13 protein-coding genes are annotated in these 23,018 nt (G+C 57.4%); 6 read left to right on the forward strand and 7 right to left on the reverse strand.

What is annotated here, in order from left to right; all coding sequences use genetic code 11:
* The first annotated feature begins 9 nt into the window (after positions 1 to 9).
* From HDF08_RS04870 to HDF08_RS04880, 3 genes are all read left to right on the forward strand, one after another.
* Positions 10 to 2,670 (forward strand): TonB-dependent receptor, encoded by a 2,661-nt coding sequence (locus HDF08_RS04870; RefSeq protein ID WP_373563122.1) that lies wholly within the window; start codon positions 10 to 12, stop codon positions 2,668 to 2,670.
* 138 nt (positions 2,671 to 2,808) lie between these two features.
* Positions 2,809 to 3,414 (forward strand): hypothetical protein, encoded by a 606-nt coding sequence (locus HDF08_RS04875; protein ID WP_218884494.1) that lies wholly within the window; start codon positions 2,809 to 2,811, stop codon positions 3,412 to 3,414.
* A gap of 202 nt (positions 3,415 to 3,616) precedes the next feature.
* Complete coding sequence (locus tag HDF08_RS04880) at positions 3,617 to 4,126, forward strand: DUF4142 domain-containing protein (RefSeq protein ID WP_179637441.1); 510 nt, start codon at positions 3,617 to 3,619, stop codon at positions 4,124 to 4,126.
* Between the two features lie 159 nt (positions 4,127 to 4,285).
* Here the strand turns inward: HDF08_RS04880 and HDF08_RS04885 are convergent, their stop codons facing one another.
* From HDF08_RS04885 to HDF08_RS04900, 4 genes are all read right to left on the reverse strand, one after another.
* Positions 4,286 to 4,672 carry a hypothetical protein gene (locus HDF08_RS04885; RefSeq protein ID WP_179637442.1) on the reverse strand — a complete coding sequence of 129 codons (387 nt, stop codon included), beginning with the start codon at positions 4,670 to 4,672 and terminating at the stop codon, positions 4,286 to 4,288.
* Between the two features lie 319 nt (positions 4,673 to 4,991).
* Entirely contained in the window at positions 4,992 to 5,702 is a 711-nt protein-coding gene (locus HDF08_RS04890; protein WP_179637443.1) for a response regulator transcription factor, read from the reverse strand.
* Positions 5,703 to 5,782: 80 nt separating this feature from the next.
* Positions 5,783 to 7,033: an MFS transporter gene (locus tag HDF08_RS04895; protein ID WP_179637444.1), complete on the reverse strand. Its 1,251-nt coding sequence runs from the start codon at positions 7,031 to 7,033 to the stop codon at positions 5,783 to 5,785.
* A 155-nt stretch (positions 7,034 to 7,188) separates the two neighbouring features.
* Positions 7,189 to 10,593 carry a TonB-dependent receptor gene (locus HDF08_RS04900; RefSeq protein ID WP_179637445.1) on the reverse strand — a complete coding sequence of 1,135 codons (3,405 nt, stop codon included), beginning with the start codon at positions 10,591 to 10,593 and terminating at the stop codon, positions 7,189 to 7,191.
* A gap of 281 nt (positions 10,594 to 10,874) precedes the next feature.
* On the opposite strand from HDF08_RS04900, the gene HDF08_RS04905 reads away from it, so the two are divergent.
* A complete protein-coding gene (locus tag HDF08_RS04905; protein WP_179637446.1) occupies positions 10,875 to 12,887 on the forward strand; it encodes a winged helix-turn-helix domain-containing protein in 2,013 nt (670 codons plus the stop codon).
* A 313-nt stretch (positions 12,888 to 13,200) separates the two neighbouring features.
* On the opposite strand, the gene HDF08_RS04910 is transcribed toward HDF08_RS04905, so the two are convergent.
* The 3 genes from HDF08_RS04910 to HDF08_RS04920 all read right to left on the reverse strand — a co-directional run bounded on the left by HDF08_RS04910 (position 13,201) and on the right by HDF08_RS04920 (position 15,934).
* Complete coding sequence (locus HDF08_RS04910; RefSeq protein ID WP_179637447.1) at positions 13,201 to 14,517, reverse strand: hypothetical protein; 1,317 nt, start codon at positions 14,515 to 14,517, stop codon at positions 13,201 to 13,203.
* A gap of 168 nt (positions 14,518 to 14,685) precedes the next feature.
* Complete coding sequence (locus HDF08_RS04915; RefSeq protein WP_179637448.1) at positions 14,686 to 15,075, reverse strand: hypothetical protein; 390 nt, start codon at positions 15,073 to 15,075, stop codon at positions 14,686 to 14,688.
* A gap of 10 nt (positions 15,076 to 15,085) precedes the next feature.
* A complete protein-coding gene (locus tag HDF08_RS04920) occupies positions 15,086 to 15,934 on the reverse strand; it encodes a hypothetical protein (protein WP_179637449.1) in 849 nt (282 codons plus the stop codon).
* Positions 15,935 to 16,050: 116 nt separating this feature from the next.
* Between HDF08_RS04920 and HDF08_RS04925 the strand changes: the two genes are divergently transcribed.
* The gene (locus HDF08_RS04925; protein WP_179637450.1) at positions 16,051 to 18,615 is read left to right on the forward strand and encodes a TonB-dependent receptor; all 2,565 of its coding nucleotides are present in this window, start codon (positions 16,051 to 16,053) and stop codon (positions 18,613 to 18,615) included.
* Positions 18,616 to 19,411: 796 nt separating this feature from the next.
* Positions 19,412 to 23,005 (forward strand): TonB-dependent receptor, encoded by a 3,594-nt coding sequence (locus tag HDF08_RS04930; RefSeq protein ID WP_179637451.1) that lies wholly within the window; start codon positions 19,412 to 19,414, stop codon positions 23,003 to 23,005.
* Positions 23,006 to 23,018 lie beyond the last annotated feature (13 nt).

Raw genomic sequence — 23,018 nt, forward strand, 5'->3', positions numbered from 1 at the left:
AGGCAACACGTGAAACGCACCCAATTCCTCTCCTGGAAACGCTTGGCCGCAAAACTATCCTTGGTTCTTCTTCTAACCACGCTCTCCCCGCGTTCCTACGCGCAGCAATCTGCAACCATCACCGGCACAATTCTCGATCCCAAGGGAAACGTAGTCTCCGGCGCGTTCATCGCCGTCACCAGTGAAGCCTCTACGCAAGCTCACAAAGCCACCGCCGACGGCCAGGGTCACTTCTCCGTCAGCGGTCTGCCCGCCGGCAAATATAACGTCCAGGTCACGGCGCCAGGCTTTGCCTCCGCCGCACGAACCGGCCTGCAGCTTGCAGAGGGCCAGTCGCAGGATCTATCCCTCGCGCTCACCATCGGCAACGTCTCCGAGCAGGTCAACGTCGAAGCCAACGCCTCCAACTCGCTCGCCGCGCAACACGCCCCGCTCGACGCCCTCCTCAGCGCCACCTCCGCGCGCACCGAGATCTCCTCCACCTACATTCAGAACTACGCCTCGCCCATCGCCGACTTCGGCGAGCTCACCCAGATGGTCCCCGGCACCTTCACCCAGAGCCAGAACGGCGTCGGCCTAGGCCAGAGCACCACGACCTTCCGCGGCTTCCCCGATGGCAACTTCGACATCGACTTCGACGGCGTCCCCTTCTTCGACACCAACACTCCCAGCCACCACTCCTGGGCCTTCTTCCCCTCGCAGTGGATCGGCAGCATCGACTTCGACCGCAGCCCCGGCTCAGCCTCCACCATCGGACCCACGCCCTTCGGCGGCTCTATCCACCTTCTCTCGAAGGATCTCTTCACCAATCAAAACATCCATGGCGGCGTCTCCTACGGCTCCTTCAACACCTTCCTCTTCGACGGCGCATACAACTCCGGCAACTTCGGCGGTGACAGCAAAAAGTCAAATCTCTTCGTAGACGTGCACCACACCTCGTCCGACGGCTACCAGACCCTGAACCTCCAAAATCGAAACGCCGGCTCGCTTAAGTATCAATATCAGCTCTCGGCCAAGACCGTCCTCACCGGCTTCAGCGGTGTCGTCTGGGTCGATGCCAACACCCCCAACCTCGCCTCCACCCGTCAACAACTCATCACCCACGGCGACAACTACCTTTTGCAGAAGACCGACACCACCCAGGCCAACTACTATCTCTACAACTACTACCATGTGCCCACCGACTTCGAGTACGTCGGCGTAGACTCCGAGCTCGGCCGCGGCTGGCGCGTCGACGTCAAACCCTACACCTACAACTACGACAACTCCGAGTACTATTCCAAGCAGCCCAAGGGCGGTGCACCGATCAATCCCGTCAACTGTGCCCAGACCTCGACCGTGGCCAAGGGCATCAGCCCCTGCGCCGTCGACAAGTACAACAGCTACCGCAAGTACGGCGAAACCTCCGCCGTCAGCCAGACCTCAAAGTACGGCGTCTTCCGCACCGGCCTCTGGTACGAGTGGGCTAACACCAATCGTCATCAGACTCCCTCCAATCCCTTCACCAAAGTCGACGACGTTCTCCCCAACTTCAACGAAACCTACCAGACCAACGCCTTCCAGCCCTACGGCGAATACGAATTCCACGCCACCCGCAAGCTCACCGTCACCGCCGGTCTCAAGTTCGCGTACTACACCATGGGATTCAAGCAGTACGCAGACAATGGCGGCAAGATCGGCAGCATCGGCGGCAAACCCTTCATCTTCAACCATGCCAACTACACCTCCTGGCTCCCTTCAGTTGACGGCAACTATCGCATCCTGCCCAACTGGTCTGTCTACGGTCAATACGCCACCGGCAGTGTCATCCCTCCCACCAGCGTCTTCGACGTAGCCGGTGGACAGGTCGCCGTCCCACCCAAGCCGCAGACCAACACCACCTATCAGACCGGAACGGTACTCAAGCTGAAGCGTGTCACCTTCGACGCCGACTACTATCACATTCACTTCCAAAACGGCTTCTCCTCCACCGTCGATAACTCGGGCGATGCACAGACTGGTGAAACCATCTACTTTGCCTCGCCCGACTCCGTCACCCAGGGCGTCGAGTTCGAAGGCAACCTCTACCTCGGTCTCGGACTCAGCGCCTATCTCAACGCCACTCGAGGCACAGCCAAATACACAGGCAGCCTCACGGTCAACAGTCCTGCAGGCTCCGCCTTAAATCCGCTCGTCGTCCAGGCTCCCTCGGGTCTGTGGGTCGCCGGAACACCCTCTGACACCGAATCCGAAGGCGTCACCTATCAGAATCATCAATGGAATCTCAGCATCTTCAACAAGCGTGTCGGTTCGCAGTGGGAGGACAATGGTGCCTACCACAACCAGCAGCGCGTCGACGCCTTCTCCGGCACCGATGCCTACATCAACTACACCATCCGCAACGAGTCACGCTTCAACCAGACTAAGTTTCGGCTGAGCTTCACCAATCTCTTCGACTCTCACAACCAGACCAGCGACACCCTGGGTGGAGCGCTCGTCACCAAGACCTTCACCTCCGGCGGCTTCAAGTACACCGATCCCTTCAACGCAACCACCACCACCTCCACCGCCTTCCCCTCGGGAGCGCCCACCGGCTTCGCCAACGGAGTCAACCTCGCCGACAACCCAACCCTTATGCCAGGAAGAAGCGTCATCCTCTCCGTGATCTTTGGCTACTCTCCAAAGCACTAAGGTTCCTTCCCAACTTCAACGAGAGCTTCCATCACGGCCGTGTCGGCGAGTCTCCAACCGGCACGGCCTCTTTTTCATCACCATTCAACTTTGCCCTTTCGCTCGCCATAAAATGGAAGCAGTTCAAAAGGACTTCCCATGCGTTCTCTCTCGGTAGTTCTCCTCGCGATCTCTGCTCTCAGCTCTGTCTCCTTCCAGCCGGCGCCGGTGCAGCAGCCCCAGGACCATCTCCAGGACCATCTCGCCAACAACACGGTCCTCATCATCCGTCACTCGGAGAAGCCCGAGACCGGCAACGGTCTATCCGCCCAGGGTGAAGAGCGCGCTCGCCTCTACATCAAATACTTCCAGCCCTTTCAGGATCAGCAGCCGCCCATCGAAGTCGATAGCCTCTACGCCGGAGCCGACTCCAAAAGCAGCATCCGCCCCAGGCTAACCCTCGAGCCGCTCAGCAAAGCTACCAACCTCCCCATCAACTCCTCCATCAGCTCAAAGGACTCCGCCGCCCTCGTCGCCGAACTCAGATCTCATCCGCACGGCCACTGCCCGCTCATCTCTTGGCGTCACGGCGACATGCCCGCCCTCCTCACCGCCTTCGGAGCATCGCCGGATAAACTCCTCCCCAATGGCCGCTGGCCCGATGACGTCTACGATTGGGTCGTAGTCCTGACCATGGGGCCCAGCGGTCAGCTCGTATCGCAAAAGCTCGTTCACGAGCAACTCATGCTAAAGCTCATCCGCTAACTTCATCCTGCCACCATCGAGAAGTTAGTAGTCGCTAACGCCAGTGTTGCAGAGAAATGAGTTACTGAAAGAGTCACAAAATTTTTGTTGAACACATCAAGGTCCCGTCTTGCCACGGCGCATCTATATACAACGTCGAAGCCTGAAACGGCCTCTCACACCGTGAACGAATCTCGCGGCTAAGCCGCAACATGGAGAACCGATGAAAAACACCACGCAGTGGATCTGTTGTGCGACGCTGGGCCTTGCGGCAACTCTTATTCCAGCCAAAGCCAAAGCCGCAACAGACGACGACAAGAAGTTCCTCGCGACCGCCGCGCAGTCCGACCAGAATGAGATCGCTCTCAGCCAGCTGGCGGACCAGAAGGGCACAAATCCCGCGGTAAAAGCATTCGCCGGCAAGATGGTCAAAGAACACACGAACATGACCGAAAGTATGAAACCCTTCGCCGATTCGTGGGGCCTTACACCTCCGAGCGGCCCCGATGCTGACCACCAGAAAGAACTCGATAAGCTCAATGGTCTCTCTGGGAATGACTTCGATAAGGAGTACATGAGCCAGATGGTGACCGATCACTCAAAAGCGCTAAGCGCCTTTACCTCCGAAGCAAAAGACACCAAAGACGTGAAATTTCGCGCCGCGGTCATCAAAGGAAAGACAGCCGTAGCCGCCCACAAGAACATGGCTTACGACCTGAAAAAGAAGCTGTAGGGAAGTTGTAGAGTGATTCAGCTCAAACAAGGAATGCCCATCCCTGCCACCGAGGCGCAGGGGTGGGCATTTGCCGTATAGATCGCCTGCCTTTCAGGCATCCACAAAGCGTGTGAAAGTTTTCATTTCATTTTTGAAATGATCTGTAGAGCACTTGGGCTAGGCCAGATAGCCCGACACCGTTACAAACAGCGTACCCGTTGAGCTACCCGGCGGACTGGTCGCCGTTACAGAGATCGTTGTCCCCGGATCGGCGTACAGGCGGACCGCCTGCAGAGCGACATAAAAGTCATAGCCATTGGAACTCTGGGCGTACGCAAAGGTCAGCGGAACAAACAAAGTGACACTCACGCCCCCGCAGATGTAGTTCACGAAGGCCTCAAGTTTGCTCCCCGGTGGAGTCACATCCAATTGGAGACTCAGCGTCTCGACGACCAGGTGCCCCCCGGCTGGCACTGCGACCGAGGGTGACCCGGTGGCTCCAAAAGGACTGGCCGGCAGCCCCGGCGCGGAAGTAACGGCATTGACCACATCGACCTTCTCCATGAACGCCTCCAAAGACACAAACTGTGTTCTGGGCCCGGTCGCACTACCATACCAAAACTCACCGAAACCTCCCCCGAAGTGGGAAGCCCCAAATAAATCTCAAATCCGTGTCACAATTTTAGCGCCCGAAATAGTGACTGCTAAAACACCACATCCACCACGCAAAACACCACAGCTTCACCACCAAAACACCACGTCAAAACACCCGATTTCTCCAAAACCCCTAGGAAAATCGCAAAATATCCTCGCGCAGAAAAAACTGGATTCTACCGCCCAGTTAAACCACAAACACGCTCCCCGCGCCTCAGCGAGTAGGCCTTCATGCCGATTCGTCCCCGGCGTCCTTGAAGCTGCCATACTCCAGCACAAGCCGATAACCCCGATTGCGCAGATTCTCAATTGTGGGCGGATTTGACCCCTCTCCAAGCTTCCGTCTCAAATTCGAAACATGCGCCTCAATCACATTGGAGTGATGCACCCAGTTGAAGTCGTACATATGCTCCAACAGCTCTCGCTTGGAGACGATTGCGCGCGGCCGATGCATCAGGTACTCGAGAATCCGATACTCCATGGGAGAGAGCACAATCGGGTTGCCCGCACGAAAGACGCTCTGGTCCCCGGTGTGCAGCTCCAGATCGCCCAGCCGCAGCGCAGGACTCGCCATCCCTTTGCCCCGGCGAATCAGCGCCTTTGCCCGCGCAATCACCTCTCCCAGGTCGAAGGGTTTGCTCAAATAATCATCCGCTCCGCTGTTCAGCAGTTGAATAATTGAAGACCGTTCGCTGCGCGCCGTCAGAATCAGTACTGCAGTGCTATCGCCTCGTTCGCGAAGCCGGCGAAGCACCGTCATGCCATCCAGCCCCGGCAGCATTAGATCGAGAATGATCAGGTCGTAACAGGCATTCTCAGCCAGATCCAGCCCCGTCTGCCCATCCTCCGCATGGTCCACCGCGAAGCCCGGCCCATCGCGCAGAGCATGCGCCACGTTTTCAGCCAGGCGAATCTCGTCTTCAACCAGTAGGACACGCATGAATAGATCTCAACACATAAAGCTTAAGACAGCCTGAAGCTGTCCCTCGGCAAGTGATTTTTCGACAGCGTACAGGCCGATCAACCGGCTTTGGCGCGGAAGCTTCTTCCACGTCTCTCCGGTCCTAGAGCAAAGATAAACAGCAGCATCACAATCACTAAAACTTCAAAGATCGTAAGTGCTAGAGGATACCCCAGGTGATCGCGCAGGAGAAACTCGATCGACACCGCCGGCGACGCGATCAACACCCCAAGCTGATACACAAAGCCAGGGAACAGGCTGCGCACCGAATCCGGAGAGAGTTCGTTCAGGTGTGCCGGAATCACCCCAAAGGCTCCCTGCACTCCGGTCTGCATCAGATACGATCCAACCACCAGCACCAGGACCGTCCCGCCAAACGCCCAAGCCGGAATCGCCGCAAGGCTGACAACCAGCGCGATCATAATTGCACGCCGCCTGCCTACGCGTTCCGAGAGATACCCAAAGAAGACCGCTCCCGTGATAGCTCCGATGTTGTAGATAATCGGAATCCCATAGAGCGGCTTCATGCCCAGCACCAGCGAGCTCCCGATGGAAGGAATGCTCTTCAGAAAGTCGGGATAGAGATCCTGCGTTCCATGCGACAGGCACGACATCACAACCATCACCAGCAGGAGATACGAGAAACTCCCCATGTGCTGAAAGAGTGTCTTGAAGATCGTTGTGACCGAGCCCATGCGGTGCAGCTTCCACGCCTCAGACTCCGGCGACAGCAGTGTCAGCACAACGATCACCGCCGCCATCAACGTCCCCACCAGAAACATCGCGTGCCAGCCCAGGTGCGGCATTATCGTCAACATCCCCACTGCCGCCAGAAGATATCCGAACGGATAGCCTCCCTGCATCATGCCGGAGAGAAGACCCCGCAGCTTTCTCGGCGCATTCTCCATCGCGAACGAAGCCCCGATGCCCCAGTAACCGCCCATGCCAATCCCATACAGAGCTCGCATCGCGACAAAGAATCCGTAGTTAGGAGAGAATCCGCTCAGAACCGTGACAATCGAAAAGTAGACGACGCACAGCATCAGCGGCTTCCTGCGTCCAAACCGGTCAGCCAGTGCTCCAAAGATCAGCGCGCCCACCGGACGCATCGCCAGCGTGATCGAAATCGTAAAGACAATGGCTCTCTTCTCCACCTGAAAGTGGCTCGCCAGAGTGTCGAACAGAAAGACAATGACAAAAAAGTCGAAGGCGTCCAGCACCCAACCAAGCAGGCCGGAGGCCACCGCGAACTGCCAGCCGGGCGTGCTTTGCTCCTCTTGCGAATAGGTCAACTCGTCTTCAATATGCATGCAAGGCCCTCGCTGGCATGGATGTTGCCGGCGTCTGCAGTACCCCAGCAGACTTCTATGCTAAAACTGCGTTTTCTACTCGGAACAGAGGATGGGGAGAAAACCATCGAAGAGAAAAGCGCGACGGCGTCTCGTGTCCGCCATCGCGCTTAGGGTTAGAAGACAAACTTCGCTCCAAGTTGAATCTGCCGGGAGCTAGAAGAGGTTTGATTGAGAGCCGTGGGAAGAGAGCTTCCATCAAAGTCGTAGACAGAGTTGTTTTGCCCGAAGGTGTTCAAGAAGCCGGGAGAGAGGTAGTTCGTGTGGTTGAGTATGTTGAAGAACTCCGCCCGGAACTGCACGTTGAAGGCGTCCGATATTCGCGGCACCTTGGTGTTCTTGAAGAGAGAAAAATCGACAGTCGTCAGATGCGGACCATAGAAGCTGTTGCGCCCCGAGTTGCCGACAACGTTAGAGCAGAATTGACGCCCCGAAGGAGCCGCAGGTCCGGAATAGTTGAGGAAGGAGTTAGGCGCACATCCCAGAGGATTCGCAGCAGTCGCAACTCCAAGCGATAACGGCGCCGTCGGTGGCGTAAAGCAGTTGTTATTGATGTAGGCCAATCCCTTTCCGCCGGTTGGCTTGCAACCGGGAAGCACATCCGCAAAGTCCATGGAGTAGTCGCCGTTGAAGCCCGTTCCGAGCGGGTCATTTCCTCCTCCTACGGTTACCGTGAAAGGTGCGCCCGTCTCAGCCGTAACGATGCTTCCAATCTCCCACCCGTGGACTGCGAAGTTTGCAAAAGAAGAAGAGAAGTTCGGCGCTGGAATCTCCCAGATGAAGTTGCCAGTCAACACCTGTCTGATGTCGAAGTCGCAAGCCCCAACCCTCGCCTGCTTGAAAGACAGAAGAGGAACAGCGATCGAATTCAAATAGGTGTCACCCGTAACCGGAGCGGAGCTAAGGTCGCGGCATTTGCTGAACGTGTAAGACAACTGCCCCTGGATGCCGTGATCGGCCGCCTTCTTCAGTTGAGATTGAAATGCCTCATAACTAGCTGCCCCATCGAACAACACAGGACGAATCCCAGCGCCGCCGCCCCAGTTGGAGTCGACCCGCGTGCCCGTCTGACTGCTGGAGCAAGTACCTCCTGCGCCTAGAGAAGACGGGTCACAGGGGAAGACGATGCCGACCCCGCTCACCACGGTCCCTGGTACAAGGTTGACATCGTCCGCTGCCGCTGACAGGTGGAGCGAGCGAGAGCCCACATAGCCGAGGGTCATCATGAACCCCTGCCCCAGGTCTTGTTGGACATTGACGTTCCAGTTATAAACGGCTGCGCGCTTTGGATGAATGTCAATGTAACGATTTCGAATCTTTTGCTGGTTGAAGTTGACATTGCCGTCGATCACACCAGTCCCCAGCGTTGCGTTCGGATCGGCGCCAATAATCTGGAAGGGAGCGGTCGCGGCCGTATTCAACCCAAACTCATAAGGCAGAGGGAGCACGTCGAACATTCCGAAGGCTCCACGCACCGCTGTCTTTCCGGTGCGAAACGGATCCCACGAAAATCCCACGCGCGGCTCAAAGTTCTTGGTCGTCGGGTTCGACGAGATGGGACTGTCCACGCCCACCGGTCCGCACGCCGTGCTGCTGGCACCGCAGTTGACCAGCGTCGTAATCTCCTGGAAGCCCGCGGACGCCACCGTATAACCATTCACCGTGTAACCGGGTACCTTATTCGCATCGGTGGGTTTGGTCGTCGCCTCGTAGCGCAGTCCCAGATTCAGAGTGAAGTTCTTGCTTACAGTCCAGTCGTCCTGAACATAGCCAGCAAAAAGACTCTCACGCAGACCCACCTCGGTCGATCCACCCGGAGCAAGCGCATTCAGCTGATCCGCCTGGTTGCTCAAAAACTTCGCCAGCGTGGAATACGTGTTCATCCTTCCATTCGGGCTAAGCTGTTCGAGCACGTTGTACCGCATCCGCTCAAACCCGAAGCCCAGCTTGATCGAGTGAGTGCCCTTCGTCAGGAACGCGTCGTCATAGATCTGACCTGAAGTCCACGCGTGGTTGAACTTATTAAATCCATTCAGCCCGTAAGCCGTCGTAAGGCCGGCGACCGGCAGCTGCGGCGGCGCCTTCGACCCCGGCGCAATCGCAAGCGCAGCGTCCGTCGCTACAGCGTTGCCGGAGACAGGCGTATTGATCTTACCGATAATCCGGCTGACGCCGCCTCGCACCGTGTTGGCGAACGAAGGGTTGAAGACGTGAGTCTCCTCCGCGGTATAGAGCTGCCTCCGGGAGAAGACACTGTGCACCGCATTATTAAGCGGATCAGCCTGCGTCTGCGGCCCCGAATCGAAGAAATAAGTCGCATCAAGATTGTCACGATTAGAGATCTTCTGATCGAAGCGGGTGATGACATAGTTCTCCGACGCATGCGTAGGCGTCGACACATTGAGCGATTGAATCCCGTTCAAGTCAGGCGCGCCCGCAGGAGCCACCGGCCACAACGCAAGGTACGGAACAATCGCAGGCACCGCGGCTGCTCTCGAGGCAGCGTCCGGGACATGGATCGTGCCCGAGCTCGACTGGCTCTGCCGAATCCCCTCGTAGTCCACGAAGATGAAACTATGGTCTTTGACGATGGGCGCGCCCGCGGAACCGCCAAACTGTAGCCGGCGGAACGAGGGAATCTTGGGACCATCAAAGTAGTTGCGTGCATCGAAGATGCTATCGCGATCGAAGAAGTACGCCGTCCCATGAATCTCGTTCGTACCAGACTTCGTGATCGCATTAATAACCGCGCCAGAGGTACGCCCATACTCCGCCGTATAGTTCGCGGTCAGCACCGAGAACTCGCCGATCGCATCAACGCCAAGATTCACTCCCGTCGCCCCGCCCGGTGCCGCATTCGAGTAGTCATTGGTCACCATGCCGTTCACCCGGTAGGTATTCTCGTTGGCGCGATGCCCGCCATCGCTCAACTGATTACCAAACCCACGGTTTCCCTTGTTCGCGCTAAAGCCGGTAGTCGCCTGATTCGGAATGCTGACAACTCCAGGCTCCAGCGTCGCCAGCGAGGTCCAGTCCCGGCCGTTCAGCGGCAGCTCCCGCACTGTCCTCGAATCCACCGTCGCACTCAGCCCGGACGACGAGGATTGAATCGACGGCGGAATCGTCGTCACAACCACCGTCTGCGAGATCTTGCCGACCGACAGCTTGCCATCGTAGGTCTGTTGTGCGCCTACGGTCAGCACCAGCCCCTTTTGCAGAACCGTGCTGAAGCCGTTCGCCTCGACCTTCACGGTATAGTCCCCTGGAAGAAGATTCGGAATCACATAGAACCCGGCATCGTTGGTCGTCGCGGATCGGCTCGCCCCATTCGAACTATTCTGCGCTGTCACCAGCGCTCCCGGCACCACAGCGCCCGAGTTGTCAGAGATCTCCCCCGAAAGTGTCGCCCCCGATACCTGTCCCGCTGCCGACTTCGCAAATACTCCACACGCGATCAGTGCACCCAACGCGCCCACCAGCAAACGTGACCCAAACTTTCTGAAGTCGATTCCAAACGTCATAACGCCTCCAACTGCCTCATTGAGAAGTAAATTTCTGTGCTCGTGGCACAGTTTAGTAACTCTGCAAGTGCACGAATATTGAGCCTTCGTCCCCACGCAGGCAATAGCTTGCGTATCAGTTGCGAAACATTTGGAGATAACGCTGCTACTCCTTTGGATTGAATAAGTTTCAGCGCAGGGTAACAGCCCTCAGCCCGCGCGTTTCTAATTGACACGACACAGAACAGGGGCTTATAGTTCGACGCTATCGTCAAGTCTTCACCAACGCGGGCTTATCTCTCATGATCTCGGAGCAAGTCGAAGCACCCTTCCGCATCGTCCGATTTGGCCTCTTCGAGGTCGACCTTGAAGCCTGCGAGCTTCGAAAGAAGGGCCTGCGCATCAAGCTTCAGGATCAGCCGCTGCATATCTTACGAGTGCTCATCGAGCGGCCCGGCGAGATCGTAACCCGCGAAGAGCTGCGTCATCGACTCTGGCAACCAGACACCTTTGTCGACTTCGACCACAGCCTCAACACCGCCATGATGCGGCTCAGAGAAGTCCTCGGCGACTCCTCCGAGAATCCCCGCTTCATCGAAACCGTGCCGCGCAAGGGATACCGGTTCGTCGCCCCGGTCCACCTGGTCAGGCCCGAGCTGCTCAGATCCGAGACCGCAACCGACTCCCTCGCCGCTCCGGAGGGCAATCACGCAACTCTCCCGCCAGCAAACGAATCGAAAGTCGTCTATCCCATCGCAAGTGACGAAACCACCGCCCCTGCCGCCTGGATCAAAAAAAACCTTCAGATCTCCTTGTTTCATGCGTTGATCTTTGTCGTGGTTCTGGTTCTGTTGACAGCCATCGTCTCGTCGATCTTCTTCAGACTCCGTTCCAACGGCATCTTTTCGAGCGCCTCAGCGAAGCCCATCACCTCTCTGGTCGTACTGCCCATGGAAAATCTCTCCGGCGACAAGAGCCAGGAGTACTTCGCCGACGGCATGACCGACGAGCTCATCGCAAGCCTGGCAAGAATCAGCTCCATCCGCGTCCTCTCTCGAACCACAGCGATGGAGTACAAAGACTCCCACGAGTCGCTCGGAAAGATCGCGCGTGACCTCGGCGTCGATGCAGTCGTCGAAGGCACCGTTCTTCGCTCCGGCGATCGCGTCAGGATCACCGCAGAGCTCATTCAAGTCTCCACCGACAGGCATCTTTGGGCCGACACCTACGAGAGCCCGCTCGATGACGTGCTCACCCTGCAAAACCGCGTCGCGTCGGCGATCGTAGAGCAGATCCGCATTCAACTCACCTCGCAGGATAAAAGCCGCTTAGCCAGCAGGCGTCTCGTCAAGCCCGATGCCTACGAGGACTTCCTCAAAGGACTGTTCTACTGGAACAAGCGCTCCAGGGAAGATCTCCTCAAAGCCATCGACTACTTTCAATCGGCCATCGTCAAAGACCCGCAGTACGCCCTCGCCTACGCCGGTCTCGCAGATTGCTACGGCATTCTAGGCGCAGCCATCGTAGGCACTGTTCCCACGATTGACGTTGCCCCGAAGGCTGAAGCCGCTGCCATGAAGGCCGTCGAGCTCGATGCCTCTCTCGCCGAGACCCAGACCGCCCTCGCCACCGTTCAGTTCAACTATAAGTGGGACTGGAAGGCCGCCGAAAGAGGCTTCCGCAGGGCTATCGAGCTGAACCCCAACTACGCGACCGCCCATCAACGCTACTCCCTCTACCTCACCGCCATGGGCCGTAGCAACGAAAGCCTGCAGGAGATGGAGCGCGCCCGGTCCCTCGACCCCCTCTCCGTCAGCATGAACTTCAGCCTCGGATGGCGACTCTACATGGCGCGTGAGTACGATCGAGCTCTCATACAGCTCAACGATGCCATCGAGATGGATCCATCCTTCGTCCTTCCCCACATCGTCCTCGGACAGACCTACGAGCAGAAGGGAGACTATGGGAAGGCTATCGCCGAGCTGGAGAAGACCGCGATCATGTCACACCAGAGTCCCCCGGTCATCGCTGCTCTCGGACACGTCTACGCCGTTGCAGGCAGAGCCACCGAAGCCCACAAGACTCTCGAGAAGCTCCAGTCCGAGTCGGCGACTGGCTACGTCTCTCCTTTCTACGTAGCCCTGGTCTACGCAGGGTTGAAAGACGAAAATCACACCATGGAGTGGCTCGAGAAAGCCTACGCCGACCGCTCCAACAGCATGGTCTTCCTCGACGTCGATCCCCGATTCGACAATCTAAGAAGCAACCCGAAGTTCCAAAACCTCCTCCTCCAGCGAATGAACTTCGTCAACTAAAACATCTCCGTCAACTAGACATCTATCCCTACAGCAGCCAACGATGATCCGGGTGTGATGATCCAGGTGGTGACGAATCCGGGTGGTGATGAATCGGGGTGTGATGAATTCGGGTGCCCCATCCTTTCGCAGTCTCAGCGCGATAGGGTGGGGTATTCGCGCCACGCGCGAACCGCATTCTCCCGATCCCGCACACACCTAAAAACTACACATTCCTCCCAACCCTCGCGAAAGCACCCATGAATAAAACCGAACCCAACACCGAACCCCGCCGGCGAATCGCTAACTGGCTAACTCGCCGACTCGCTGCAACTCACAACTTCGGCGACGGCAACATCGTCGAGTTGCGCGGCGTAGTCTGAAGCACCAGCCGGGTATCGCGAGCGAACGTAACGTCCCGCCCACGCTTGATCCACCGCTCATAGATCGAAATCGCCGCGCCATAGTAGCCGAGTCCTGCCGCCACATTTCGCTGCTGCAAAGCAGTTCCGACAATAAAACCGATAGCGCCAAGACTATTGGAGGCAACTGCATTCTTGCCGAACCCGCCGCCCGCTCCCTCACCCTTGTCCACATCAAGCGGCCGCGCAGCAAGCACCAGCAGCGTGAAGGGAACCAGAAGTTTATCCTGCGGCTTTGGCTTCACCTGGCCCTCTGAGTCGAGCGCAAGCTTGTCCGGCGCAGCAGAATCGGCTCCCGTCAGCGACGCCTGAACATTCTGCGTCACCCCGCTGGGAAGAATCAGCTGCCGAAAGTCGAAGTGCAGCGTTCCGCCACGGCCAAAGCTGCGGGCAGGCTTGGCCTCCGTCACCGCTCCCACGATGGTAGCCCCCTCGGGCACGGCGATCGTGTGGTCCGGGTTGTAGATAGGCTCGGCCACCGTCGCCTCGATTGCCTCACCGGACTTCGACGTAGCCGAGCTCAGCCCTCCGCCAAGATAAGCCTGGATGATCCACGTCCTGCTGTCCGTCTCTGCCGGCGCAGGCGTCGCCGCAACAGGCTGCTCCTTGGCCACCGTCTCGACAGCCGTCTGCGAAAGAGATAGTGGCTCGGAGCTTTCAACCGTCCAGGCCGTCTTCTTCTCAATCCGCTGTGGGTGATACGGAAGCTGCGTATAAAGAAACTGCGTCAGGCGATCGCGCTTATCGGGGCCAGTCACAATCGCAAGCTTGTCCTTCAAAATCTGTTTACCGTTGTCCCACTGCTGATGCACAAAGCCCCCCTGACGTGGCGGCGGCGCAACCAGCCGATAGATCGGTGCGCCATCGGTCGCGACACCGGTCACAAGAGGAACCGTCGTCCCATCCGCCAGCGTGACGCCCGTAAAACGAACCACAGGAGTTCGAAACGGTGTGAAGTCTCCCCGCAGGCGTGCCGTAACGCGCCGCGAGTGGTTCGCGCGCAGACCCACCACCGTACCGGAGACAACCGTCCCGGCCGTAAGAACCTCCGTGTTGTCGACGTAGATCGGGTAGATCAACTCTGCGTTTATCGCCTGGCCCACCCGCATAGGGAGATGATCTTCAATCTGGACCGGGAAGGGTGTACCTGCAGGAACGGTAAAGCTCTGGGCTGTGCAGATACTGGCAAAAAACGCCAGGGAGCACAAGGGGAGTTTTCGCAAATCCATGCTCCGTAACTTCATACTCCATGATGAACTCTGAAACTTAACTGAGCATTAAGACGCTCGAATCGCAAAGAGGTTGTGCGTCGAAGACCCACTTCAATACAAAGACTATCGCAACGCTTCCAACCCTTCATCGGGTTGGGACAGGAGAAGACCTTGACCCGGTCGCAGCTACCACCCGCCGTTGAGAAGACCGTCCAAGCCCAATCCCAGGGAGCCACCATCAAACGATTTGTCACCGAGCGGGAAGACGGAAAGACCGTCTACGAAGCCGAGATGATCGTGGACGGCCACACCAAAGACATCCATATCGCAAAGGATGGAACCCTGAACGAAATCGAAGAAGAAGTTGCCATAGACTCTCTCCCTCCCGACGTTCAGGCAGCTCTGCGAAAAAAAGCAGCAGGCACAGACATCACCAAGGTGGAATCCATAACCAAACAGGGCACTCTCGTCGCTTACGAAGCCGCAACCCTGAAGGGACACCACAAAGGCGAAGTTCAGGTCGGTCCCACGGAAAGCAGCTCGCCCACCCTGAGTAACGCCGAAATCCTGAATCACCTCAAACTCCTCACTGCACCAGCAGTGCGACCGCCTGCGGAAGCGAGATGTCCACAGGCAGCGCGTGAAAGTCTCGATGGATGGAGTGTTGCTGCCGTCCTATCGTTTTAAAAATTGCGATCCGTCCATCGATCTTTACGTCCAGCACAGTAGTCTTCCAGACATTCGGCCCAACAAGATCGCGCGTCGTCGTAAAGTTCGTCCCTCGATGAATGGTGCCCAGCAAACCGTATCCAAATGAAACGTCATCGTCGAGCGCGCCGCTGAGTTGATGCAGCCTCCGGGATCGGCTGTCAGCGATCAGCGTTCCCTTCATGCCATGGAGCGCCCGCTCCTCGAAGGTCTGCGGTACGTAGTTCGGGTTGGGCTTGTAGTTGATGCGAACCCAATCCCCCTCGCGGCCGCCGTCCTCGAACACGAAAGCTCGAGGCAGCAGATAAATCATCTGCCGCGCGCGGTTCTCGTCGCTCTGCTGGTCCTGTCTGCTGTTTCGAAGGGAAGTCAGGTCAGCTGCAATCGCCCTGATTCGTGCAATCTCCTCTGCACGCCGGCTGGCAGAGAGCGGATGACCATCCTCCGCAATCAGGTACCGCAGCCTCCCCTCCCAGATATCCGCGACACGCTCTGTCCACACATGGCCCTTCGTCCGGTCGGAGGTCTCAATCGAAGTGTAGAGAAAAGGCGGTCTCTGCGAGGCAGCCTCTCGCTCCGCGCTGACAACCGACCTCACCACACTCTCAAGACTTTCGTTGCTCTGCGCCCGCAAGCTAGTGCCAGCCAATCCGCGCAGCCCAACACTCAGTACGAAAAAGAGAAGAGCCCGGTTGATTCGATAAAGGGAGCAGCTGGCATCTGCCATGAAGAAGAGCTTACAAATCTGGCATTAAGTGGACCTTAAGAGAAGCTCGGCAGCCCGCGACTCACCTCAAGAAACCCATTCAGCAATCCTTAAGCTTGACTGACTAACATGGAGAGATGGCGCCGCGTCACCTGCTGCTTTTTCTTCTGCTCACGCTCTCCTGCTCTTCCTTGGCGCAGACCCTGCTCTCTGTCCGTGGCTCCATCCTCGACCCCACCGGCGCAGCCATCCCCGGAGCCGCAGTGCAGCTCGAAACTACCACCGGCACCCTCGCCGCCCAATCCGCATCCGACGACCGCGGAAACTTCCTCCTCAGCAATCTCTCTCCCGGCAACTACTCTCTCAGCGTCCCCGCCTACTCCGGCTTCGCTGCCCACGCGGCCCCGCTCCACCTCACCACCAGCATCGCCAACCTCAAGATCACCCTCTTCACCCAGTCCATCAATCAGGAGGTCAACGTCGGCGACACCGACCAGTCCCTCTCCACCGACCCCTCCGCCAACAAAGACACCGTCGCAGTCTCCGGCGACGACCTCCGCAAACTCCCCGTCTTCGATCAGGACATCGTCGCCACCCTCACCCCCTTCCTCGACTCCTCCGCAGGCTCCTCCGGCGGCGCCACCATCATCGTCGACGGCGTCGAGATGAAGTCCGTCGGCGTCTCTGCCTCCGCCATCCAGGAGGTCCGCATCAACAACGACCCCTACTCCGCAGAGTTCACCCGCCCCGGCCGCGGCCGCATCGAGATCACCACCAAACCCGGCTCCCCCATCTTCCACGGCGAGGCCAACTTCATCTTTCGCGACGCCATCTTCAACGCAAAAAATTACTTCTCTCCAGTCCGCCCGCCAGAGGCCCGCCGCATCTACGAAGGCCACCTCGGCGGCCCCGTCGGACACGGTGGACACACCAGCTTCATAGCCTCCGCCTCCTACCGCCAGCAGAACACCGCCTCCGTCGTCAACGCCATCGGCCCCAACGGCACCATAAGCGAAAACGTCCTCACCCCCAACCGCAACTCGCAGTACTCCATGCGCTTCACCCACGACTACTCCCCCAACCATCGCCTCGCCATCGGCTACAACTTCGAAAGCTTCTCCAGCACCAACGCCGGAGTCGGCGGCATCACCCTCCCTGAGGCCGGCTACAACCTCAACTCCCGCGAAGACGACGTCATCTTCAACGACCGCCTCATCCTCTCTCCCAATCTCATCAACCAGCTCCTCATCACCTTCGAGAAGGACGAAGACGTCACCAAATCAGTTACAAATGCCCCCGCGGTCCAGGTCAGCGGCTCCTTCATCGGCGGCGGCGCGCAGGCCGACATCGCACGCACCGAAAACACCATCCACCTCAACGAAATCCTCACCTGGAGCCACGGCAAGCACTACCTCCGCATCGGCGTTCAACTCCCCCAGTTCAGCCGCCGCGCCGTCGACGACCACACCAACCGCCTCGGCACCGCCAAATTCGCCTCCCTCGACAACTACGCCGCAAACACCCCCTACGTCTTCACCGCGCAGCAGGGCATCGGCCGCGGCCTCTATTGGATCAATGAACTCGGCTCCTTCATCCAGGATCAGGTCAAGCTCACTCTGCATCTCCAGGCCTCACTCGGCCTCCGCTACGACTGGCAGACCTTCCTGCACGACTACAACAACCTCTCCCCGCGCATCTCGCTCGCCTATGCCCCCGGAAAAGGCAAGACCATCTTCCGCACCGGCACCGGCATCTTCTACGATCGCACCGGCGGCGACAATCCCGCCACCGTCGTCCTCCACAACGGCGTCGTCCTCCACTCCATCCAGATCCAGAACCCCACCTACCCCCTCCCGCCCAACTTCGACTACAACACCATCCCCACCAACCTCGTTCGCTTCGCCCCCAACATCCGCACACCCTACGCCATCCAGTACAGCTTCGGCGTCGAACGCCAGATCCACAAGACCGTCACCGTCACCGCAGCCTATCGCGGACAGGTCGGCGTAAAGTCCTTCCGCTCCCGCGACGCCAACGCCCCCATCCTCCCGCCCGACCCCAACCTCTCCGCCAACTACCCGCGCCCCAATCTCAACTACGGCCAGATCCAGCAGATCGAATCCGGCAGCCGCGGTCTCCTCAACGCACTCGACCTCTCCTTCCGCGGGCAGGCCGGACGCTGGTTCTCCGGTCAGGCCCAATACACCCTCTCCCGCTACGACAACAACACCGGAGGCATCAACGCCTTTCCGCAAAACCAGTACGACCCAAATAACGAATGGGGCCGCGCCGATCTCGACCGCCGCCAGCGCTTCAACCTCGTAGGCAACATCAACCCCGACCACTGGCTTTCGCTCGGCGTCATCGCCACCCTCTACACCGGCACGCCCTACACCGAAACCACCGGCAACGATGACTTCCACACCGGCCTCGGCAACGCCCGCCCCCCGGGCGTCGGACGCAACACCCTCCAGGCCGGCGGCGTCGCCTCGCTCGACCTCCTCTACAACCACGACTTCCGCCTCACCAAAGAAAAAGGAGACAAAGCCAAATTTCTCTCCGCCGGCATCTCCGCCTTCAACGTCCTCAACCGCACCAACTACACCAACTACATCGGCTCGCTAAGCTCCTCACTCTTCGAGCACCCCACCGCAGCCCTCGCAGGCCGTCAGCTACAGTTCTCCATCGGCTACCGCTTTTAACTCAAGCGAATACCAATGAACGAAATTTAGATCCACTCAAGCAGCTGAGTAGTCGATCACTTAACTCTGATGTAGCAGCATCGGAGATCGCTGCTCAAAAGTTTGCAAGCGCCATTGAGCGTCCGAGGCAGTCCAAGTTTTTTCTGAGGCATGCGCTTAGGTGAATGGCGGTTGCTACAAAAAAATATAGCTCGCGGAGAGGCGCATCGCACTTCGCGAGCTTCTTGAATTATTGATTGCGAAGATTGGAAGAGTGGCTATGGAAAACTTTTTAGAGGCGGCCATAGCAGATCCCACCGCGTTCCCCTAAAGTCAGTCGTACGAAGTATCGAGTCAATTATTTTCAAAGTAGTTTATGGCTTAAAGGGTGTTTCAAATCTGACTTTCTACATTTTCGAATGCGAACCTGTATCGTCAAATATTCCGAATCTAGAAGGAAGATTATATGGTTCGCAGTTCTTCGAAAAGATTCCACAACATGTCAGTACATCTTGAACAAATCTCACCCTCATAGCGTTGCAGCATAGATATCCCAGGCGTGATGACGATCCATTCCATCTCGGATTAAAGATCTTTCGTGCGTGAGCGAAGAGTGCGTCCGGTAGGGGCTGTATCCGTCCGGTCAACGACATTCCTTCGTAGTGGACGTGATGGAACACATGCCTATCTAAAAACGACCGCGTAAATTGCCGTTGAATTTGCGAAAGGCCGGCCGAAATTTAGTTTGTCGATCCGCGGTGATGCGTCGCGGTATCGCCTTTTTTTGATTATTTTTGCGAGGCACAGGAGACGAATCATGAAGACACTATGTGGGTTGCTAGTACTGTTTTTTGCCACTGCGGTGATGGGAGCGGGGCAGGCGATCTCGGTTAACGGTGGATCAATCCAAGGAACTATCACAGATAGCACCGGAGCGATTGTGCCCGATGCGACAATTTTTATTCTCAGCAATGACACCAATTCCTCGAAGACTCTGAAGTCTGATAGCAGTGGTTTCTATAGCCTGGGGCCTTTGACTCCCGGACCTTATACGGTCACGGTAAGTGCTGCTGGGTTTGAGAAGCTTACGGTGAAGACTGTAGTTCGGACGGGAACGGCGACGAATGGAAATTTCAAGCTCGCGATCGGCTCCTCAACCGAGACGGTAGAGGTTAACGCCGGAGCGCTTCAGATCAACACGGATCAGGCGGGGGTTAGTGACGTCATCACGAAGGATCAGATAGACTCGCTGCCGGTCAACGGTCGCAATTTTCTCGATCTTGCGCAGATCGAACCGGGGGTCATCCTGCAGAGTGGCGAGTCGTTTGACCCGACGAAGGCCGGCTACTCCGCGATTTCGACGAGCGGCGTTTCGGGCCGCACCACGCGTATCCTTCTCGACGGTCAGGACATCACGGATGAGAATGTTGGAACTACGATCTTCAACGTCTCTCAAGGTGCGATCGGCGACTTTCAGTTGAACCGCTCGACGCAGGATGTCTCGGGTGACGTGACGTCTACCGGCCAGGTGTTGGTATCGACAAACTCCGGAACCAACTCGATTCACGGGCAGGCCTTCTATAACTTCCAAGATCACCGGGCGCTGTTTGCGAACACTGCTGGAGGGATTGATACTCCCTTCCAGCGTAACCAGTACGGTGGAAGCGTCGGCGGACCGATTATTAAGAACAAGCTGTTCTTCTTCGGAAATGCGGAGCGCATCAAGCAGGAGTCTCCCGTTTCGATCACTATGGCCCCAATCTTCCTTGCGATTCAGCAGGCGCACCCTACCATTCCTTCTCCTTATCGTGAAACGTATTCGACAGTTCGCCTGGACTACAACGGACCCTTGAGCGTGCACTACTTTGTTCGTGCGAACTATGATGTCAACAAGTCCAGCTCAAACTTTGGTGCGGGCTATGAGATCTACAACAACCGCGACAATACGCCCGGTCTTGCAGGTGGCGCGGACTTCACGACGGGACACTTCACTCACTCTTTCCGTGGCAGCTATGAAAAGTTTCATAATCTTTTGGTCGACGGCACTGCGGGAAACACCAGCGTATATAACGGATTCCAAGGGGCGAACGGACAGAACCTAAACTTCCGTCTTGCGTCGTTAGGTCTATACTCCGGTCCGAACGTTGATGCTCCTCAGAATACCTACCAGTCGGATAAACAAATACGCTACGACGGATCCTGGACCAGAGGCTCCCATCTGATCCGGTACGGATATAGCCTGAATCGTATTCTTGGTGGCGGATTCGCCAGTTTCTTTCAGGATTCTCCTCGTGTGAGTCTCCTGGCCGGCAATCTGGTCGCAAATTGCGGGACTGGCACCCCCGGAACCTGCCCCTCTGATCCCGTGAATGGGTACTTCCCTTCCAGTGTGCGTTTTGGCAACGGAGAGGGCTTTTCCACGGAGAATCCTGGTTTTAACCTTCCGGGTGGCGGCCTCACTGATTGGCGCCAGGGAGCCTATATCTCGGATAACTGGAAGATCAGTCCCAGCTTCACGCTTACAGGCGGTCTTCGCTGGAGTGTGGATACCGGCCGGGCCAACCAGGACCTGGCGACCCCTCTGTGCTCGGATGTCGCTCCTGGGCTGTTGTCACCGTGCTCCGGAAACGCCCCTCTGTTCGATCAGTTTCAGCCTGGGCTTGGTAAGAAGGTTCACCAGCCGGATGCAAACTTCGGTCCTCAGCTTGGATTCACTTTCAGCCCTGGCGACCACAAGACAGTGCTTCGTGCAGCATTCGGAATCTTCTACGAAAGTGACGTCTTCAACAATACTCTCAACTCCCGTGGCCCACTTCTCCAAAAGGGTCTCTTCAACGATGCAAACCACACGATCTGCGGCGGGACCAACTCGCTGACGCTTCCGGATGGAAGCGTGGTTACGAGCGATGGCGGCGTTTCCATCGCCACTCTTTGCACAGAACCAATCAGTCAAGCAGGTCAGCACTTCCTCAATCTTTCGAATCTCTTCCAGAAGGTGACCGCATCTGTAGGGCCTGCCAACAATGGTCAATTTGTCGGAAATACACTGACGGCTACTGCCATCTATGGGGCGCCTTACCGTACGCCGTACTCCGAACAGTGGAACGGCGGTATTCAGCGGGAGCTCTTCAAGGGCGGCATCCTCTCAGTCGATTACATTCATAACTCAACCCTTAAGATCGTTCAACAGGTTGATGTGAATCATGTCGGGGCTGCTCGCTATCTCAATCCCGCCGCAGCCCGACACGCCATAGCAGCGACCACCAACGGCTTCGGATGCGCTGGCGGATCCACAAGCGCGGCAATCACATGCTCCATCGGAGCGGGAGCTTCGATCCTGGACTTCGCGGGGAACGGTGTCGATTCGGGGAGAACCTTTAACAACACCAACCCGGCATCCTACAACGGACTCACCCCCGATACCGGGGCGGTGTTTCCCGGTGCCAATCCTTTGCTGGGAGAGGGGCTTTTTCTGCTACCCGTCGGGCGATCTGGCTATGATGCGCTGCAGGTGGTCTTCCGTGAGCAGAAGGCCCATCCGGCTCCTGGCATTATGTCCTCTAATCTGCAGATCTCCTACTCACTTTCCCGCATCGTCTCGACAGCAAACCCTGCCATCAACAACGGCAACACAGGTGTGGGGGACCAGTTCTTTGCTTCGCCGTCGTATGACTGGGACAATCCTACGCAATATATAGGCCGGAATGGATTGGATCACACGCACGCGATCTCGTTTGGCGGTTCGGCAACACTGAAGTATGGACCACAGGTCGGCATCATCGGTCACTTTTACTCCGCGGCGGCCACCGATCTGAATCTTGATAATGGCGGAACCGGCGGCGGTCCAACGGCTGGTATCTTCCAGTCCGACGTAACTGGTGACGGCACGATCGGTGATCTTGTACCCGGAACGAATCCCGGATACTTCATGCACCAGTACAAGGGCACGAACCTCAATAATTTGATTAGCCAATACAACGCGACGCAGGCCGGTCAGTTGACACCAGCTGGACAGGCTCTCGTTGCAGCCGGGCTATTTAGTCAGCAGCAGTTGGTTGCTCTCCAAGCGACACAGCAGCCTATCGTCCCAGTGCCGGAGGCTCATGGGCCCGAGAACGCGTCCTACCGTGCCCTCGATGTTAACTTCTCCTATCCGATTCGTCTCACTCGCATACGGGAGGGTCTGTCCCTGGTGCCCGGCATCGCGTTCTACAACGTCGCTAACTTCTCGAACTTCAAAGACTATCAAAACGGCACTTTGGCAAATACCACCACTGGCAATTCGAGCGGCCTGCTAAATGGGCCTAATAGTTTTAGTGATCATGATCAAAATCGCGTCCAGCGTGGTTCAGGCACATCAGACATCGGTGGGCCTCGGAGCACGGAGTTCCAGTTGCGATTGAACTTCTAGCGTTTGCGGCTGG

It is taken from the genome of Tunturiibacter empetritectus (assembly GCF_013410875.1).
Classification (GTDB): Bacteria; Acidobacteriota; Terriglobia; order Terriglobales; family Acidobacteriaceae; genus Edaphobacter; species Edaphobacter empetritectus.

Bases quoted from the DNA above. Each gene is read 5' to 3' on its own strand.
- HDF08_RS04885 (WP_179637442.1), bottom strand. From the start codon at position 4,672: ATGGAGAAGGTCGATGTGGTCAATGCCGTTACTTCCGCGCCGGGGCTG.
- HDF08_RS04880 (WP_179637441.1), top strand. From the start codon at position 3,617: ATGAAAAACACCACGCAGTGGATCTGTTGTGCGACGCTGGGCCTTGCG.
- HDF08_RS04905 (WP_179637446.1), top strand. From the start codon at position 10,875: ATGATCTCGGAGCAAGTCGAAGCACCCTTCCGCATCGTCCGATTTGGC.
- HDF08_RS04925 (WP_179637450.1), top strand. From the start codon at position 16,051: ATGGCGCCGCGTCACCTGCTGCTTTTTCTTCTGCTCACGCTCTCCTGC.
- HDF08_RS04900 (WP_179637445.1), bottom strand. From the start codon at position 10,593: ATGACGTTTGGAATCGACTTCAGAAAGTTTGGGTCACGTTTGCTGGTG.
- HDF08_RS04890 (WP_179637443.1), bottom strand. From the start codon at position 5,702: ATGCGTGTCCTACTGGTTGAAGACGAGATTCGCCTGGCTGAAAACGTG.
- HDF08_RS04920 (WP_179637449.1), bottom strand. From the start codon at position 15,934: ATGGCAGATGCCAGCTGCTCCCTTTATCGAATCAACCGGGCTCTTCTC.
- HDF08_RS04875 (WP_218884494.1), top strand. From the start codon at position 2,809: ATGCGTTCTCTCTCGGTAGTTCTCCTCGCGATCTCTGCTCTCAGCTCT.
- HDF08_RS04930 (WP_179637451.1), top strand. From the start codon at position 19,412: ATGAAGACACTATGTGGGTTGCTAGTACTGTTTTTTGCCACTGCGGTG.
- HDF08_RS04895 (WP_179637444.1), bottom strand. From the start codon at position 7,033: ATGCATATTGAAGACGAGTTGACCTATTCGCAAGAGGAGCAAAGCACG.
- HDF08_RS04910 (WP_179637447.1), bottom strand. From the start codon at position 14,517: ATGGATTTGCGAAAACTCCCCTTGTGCTCCCTGGCGTTTTTTGCCAGT.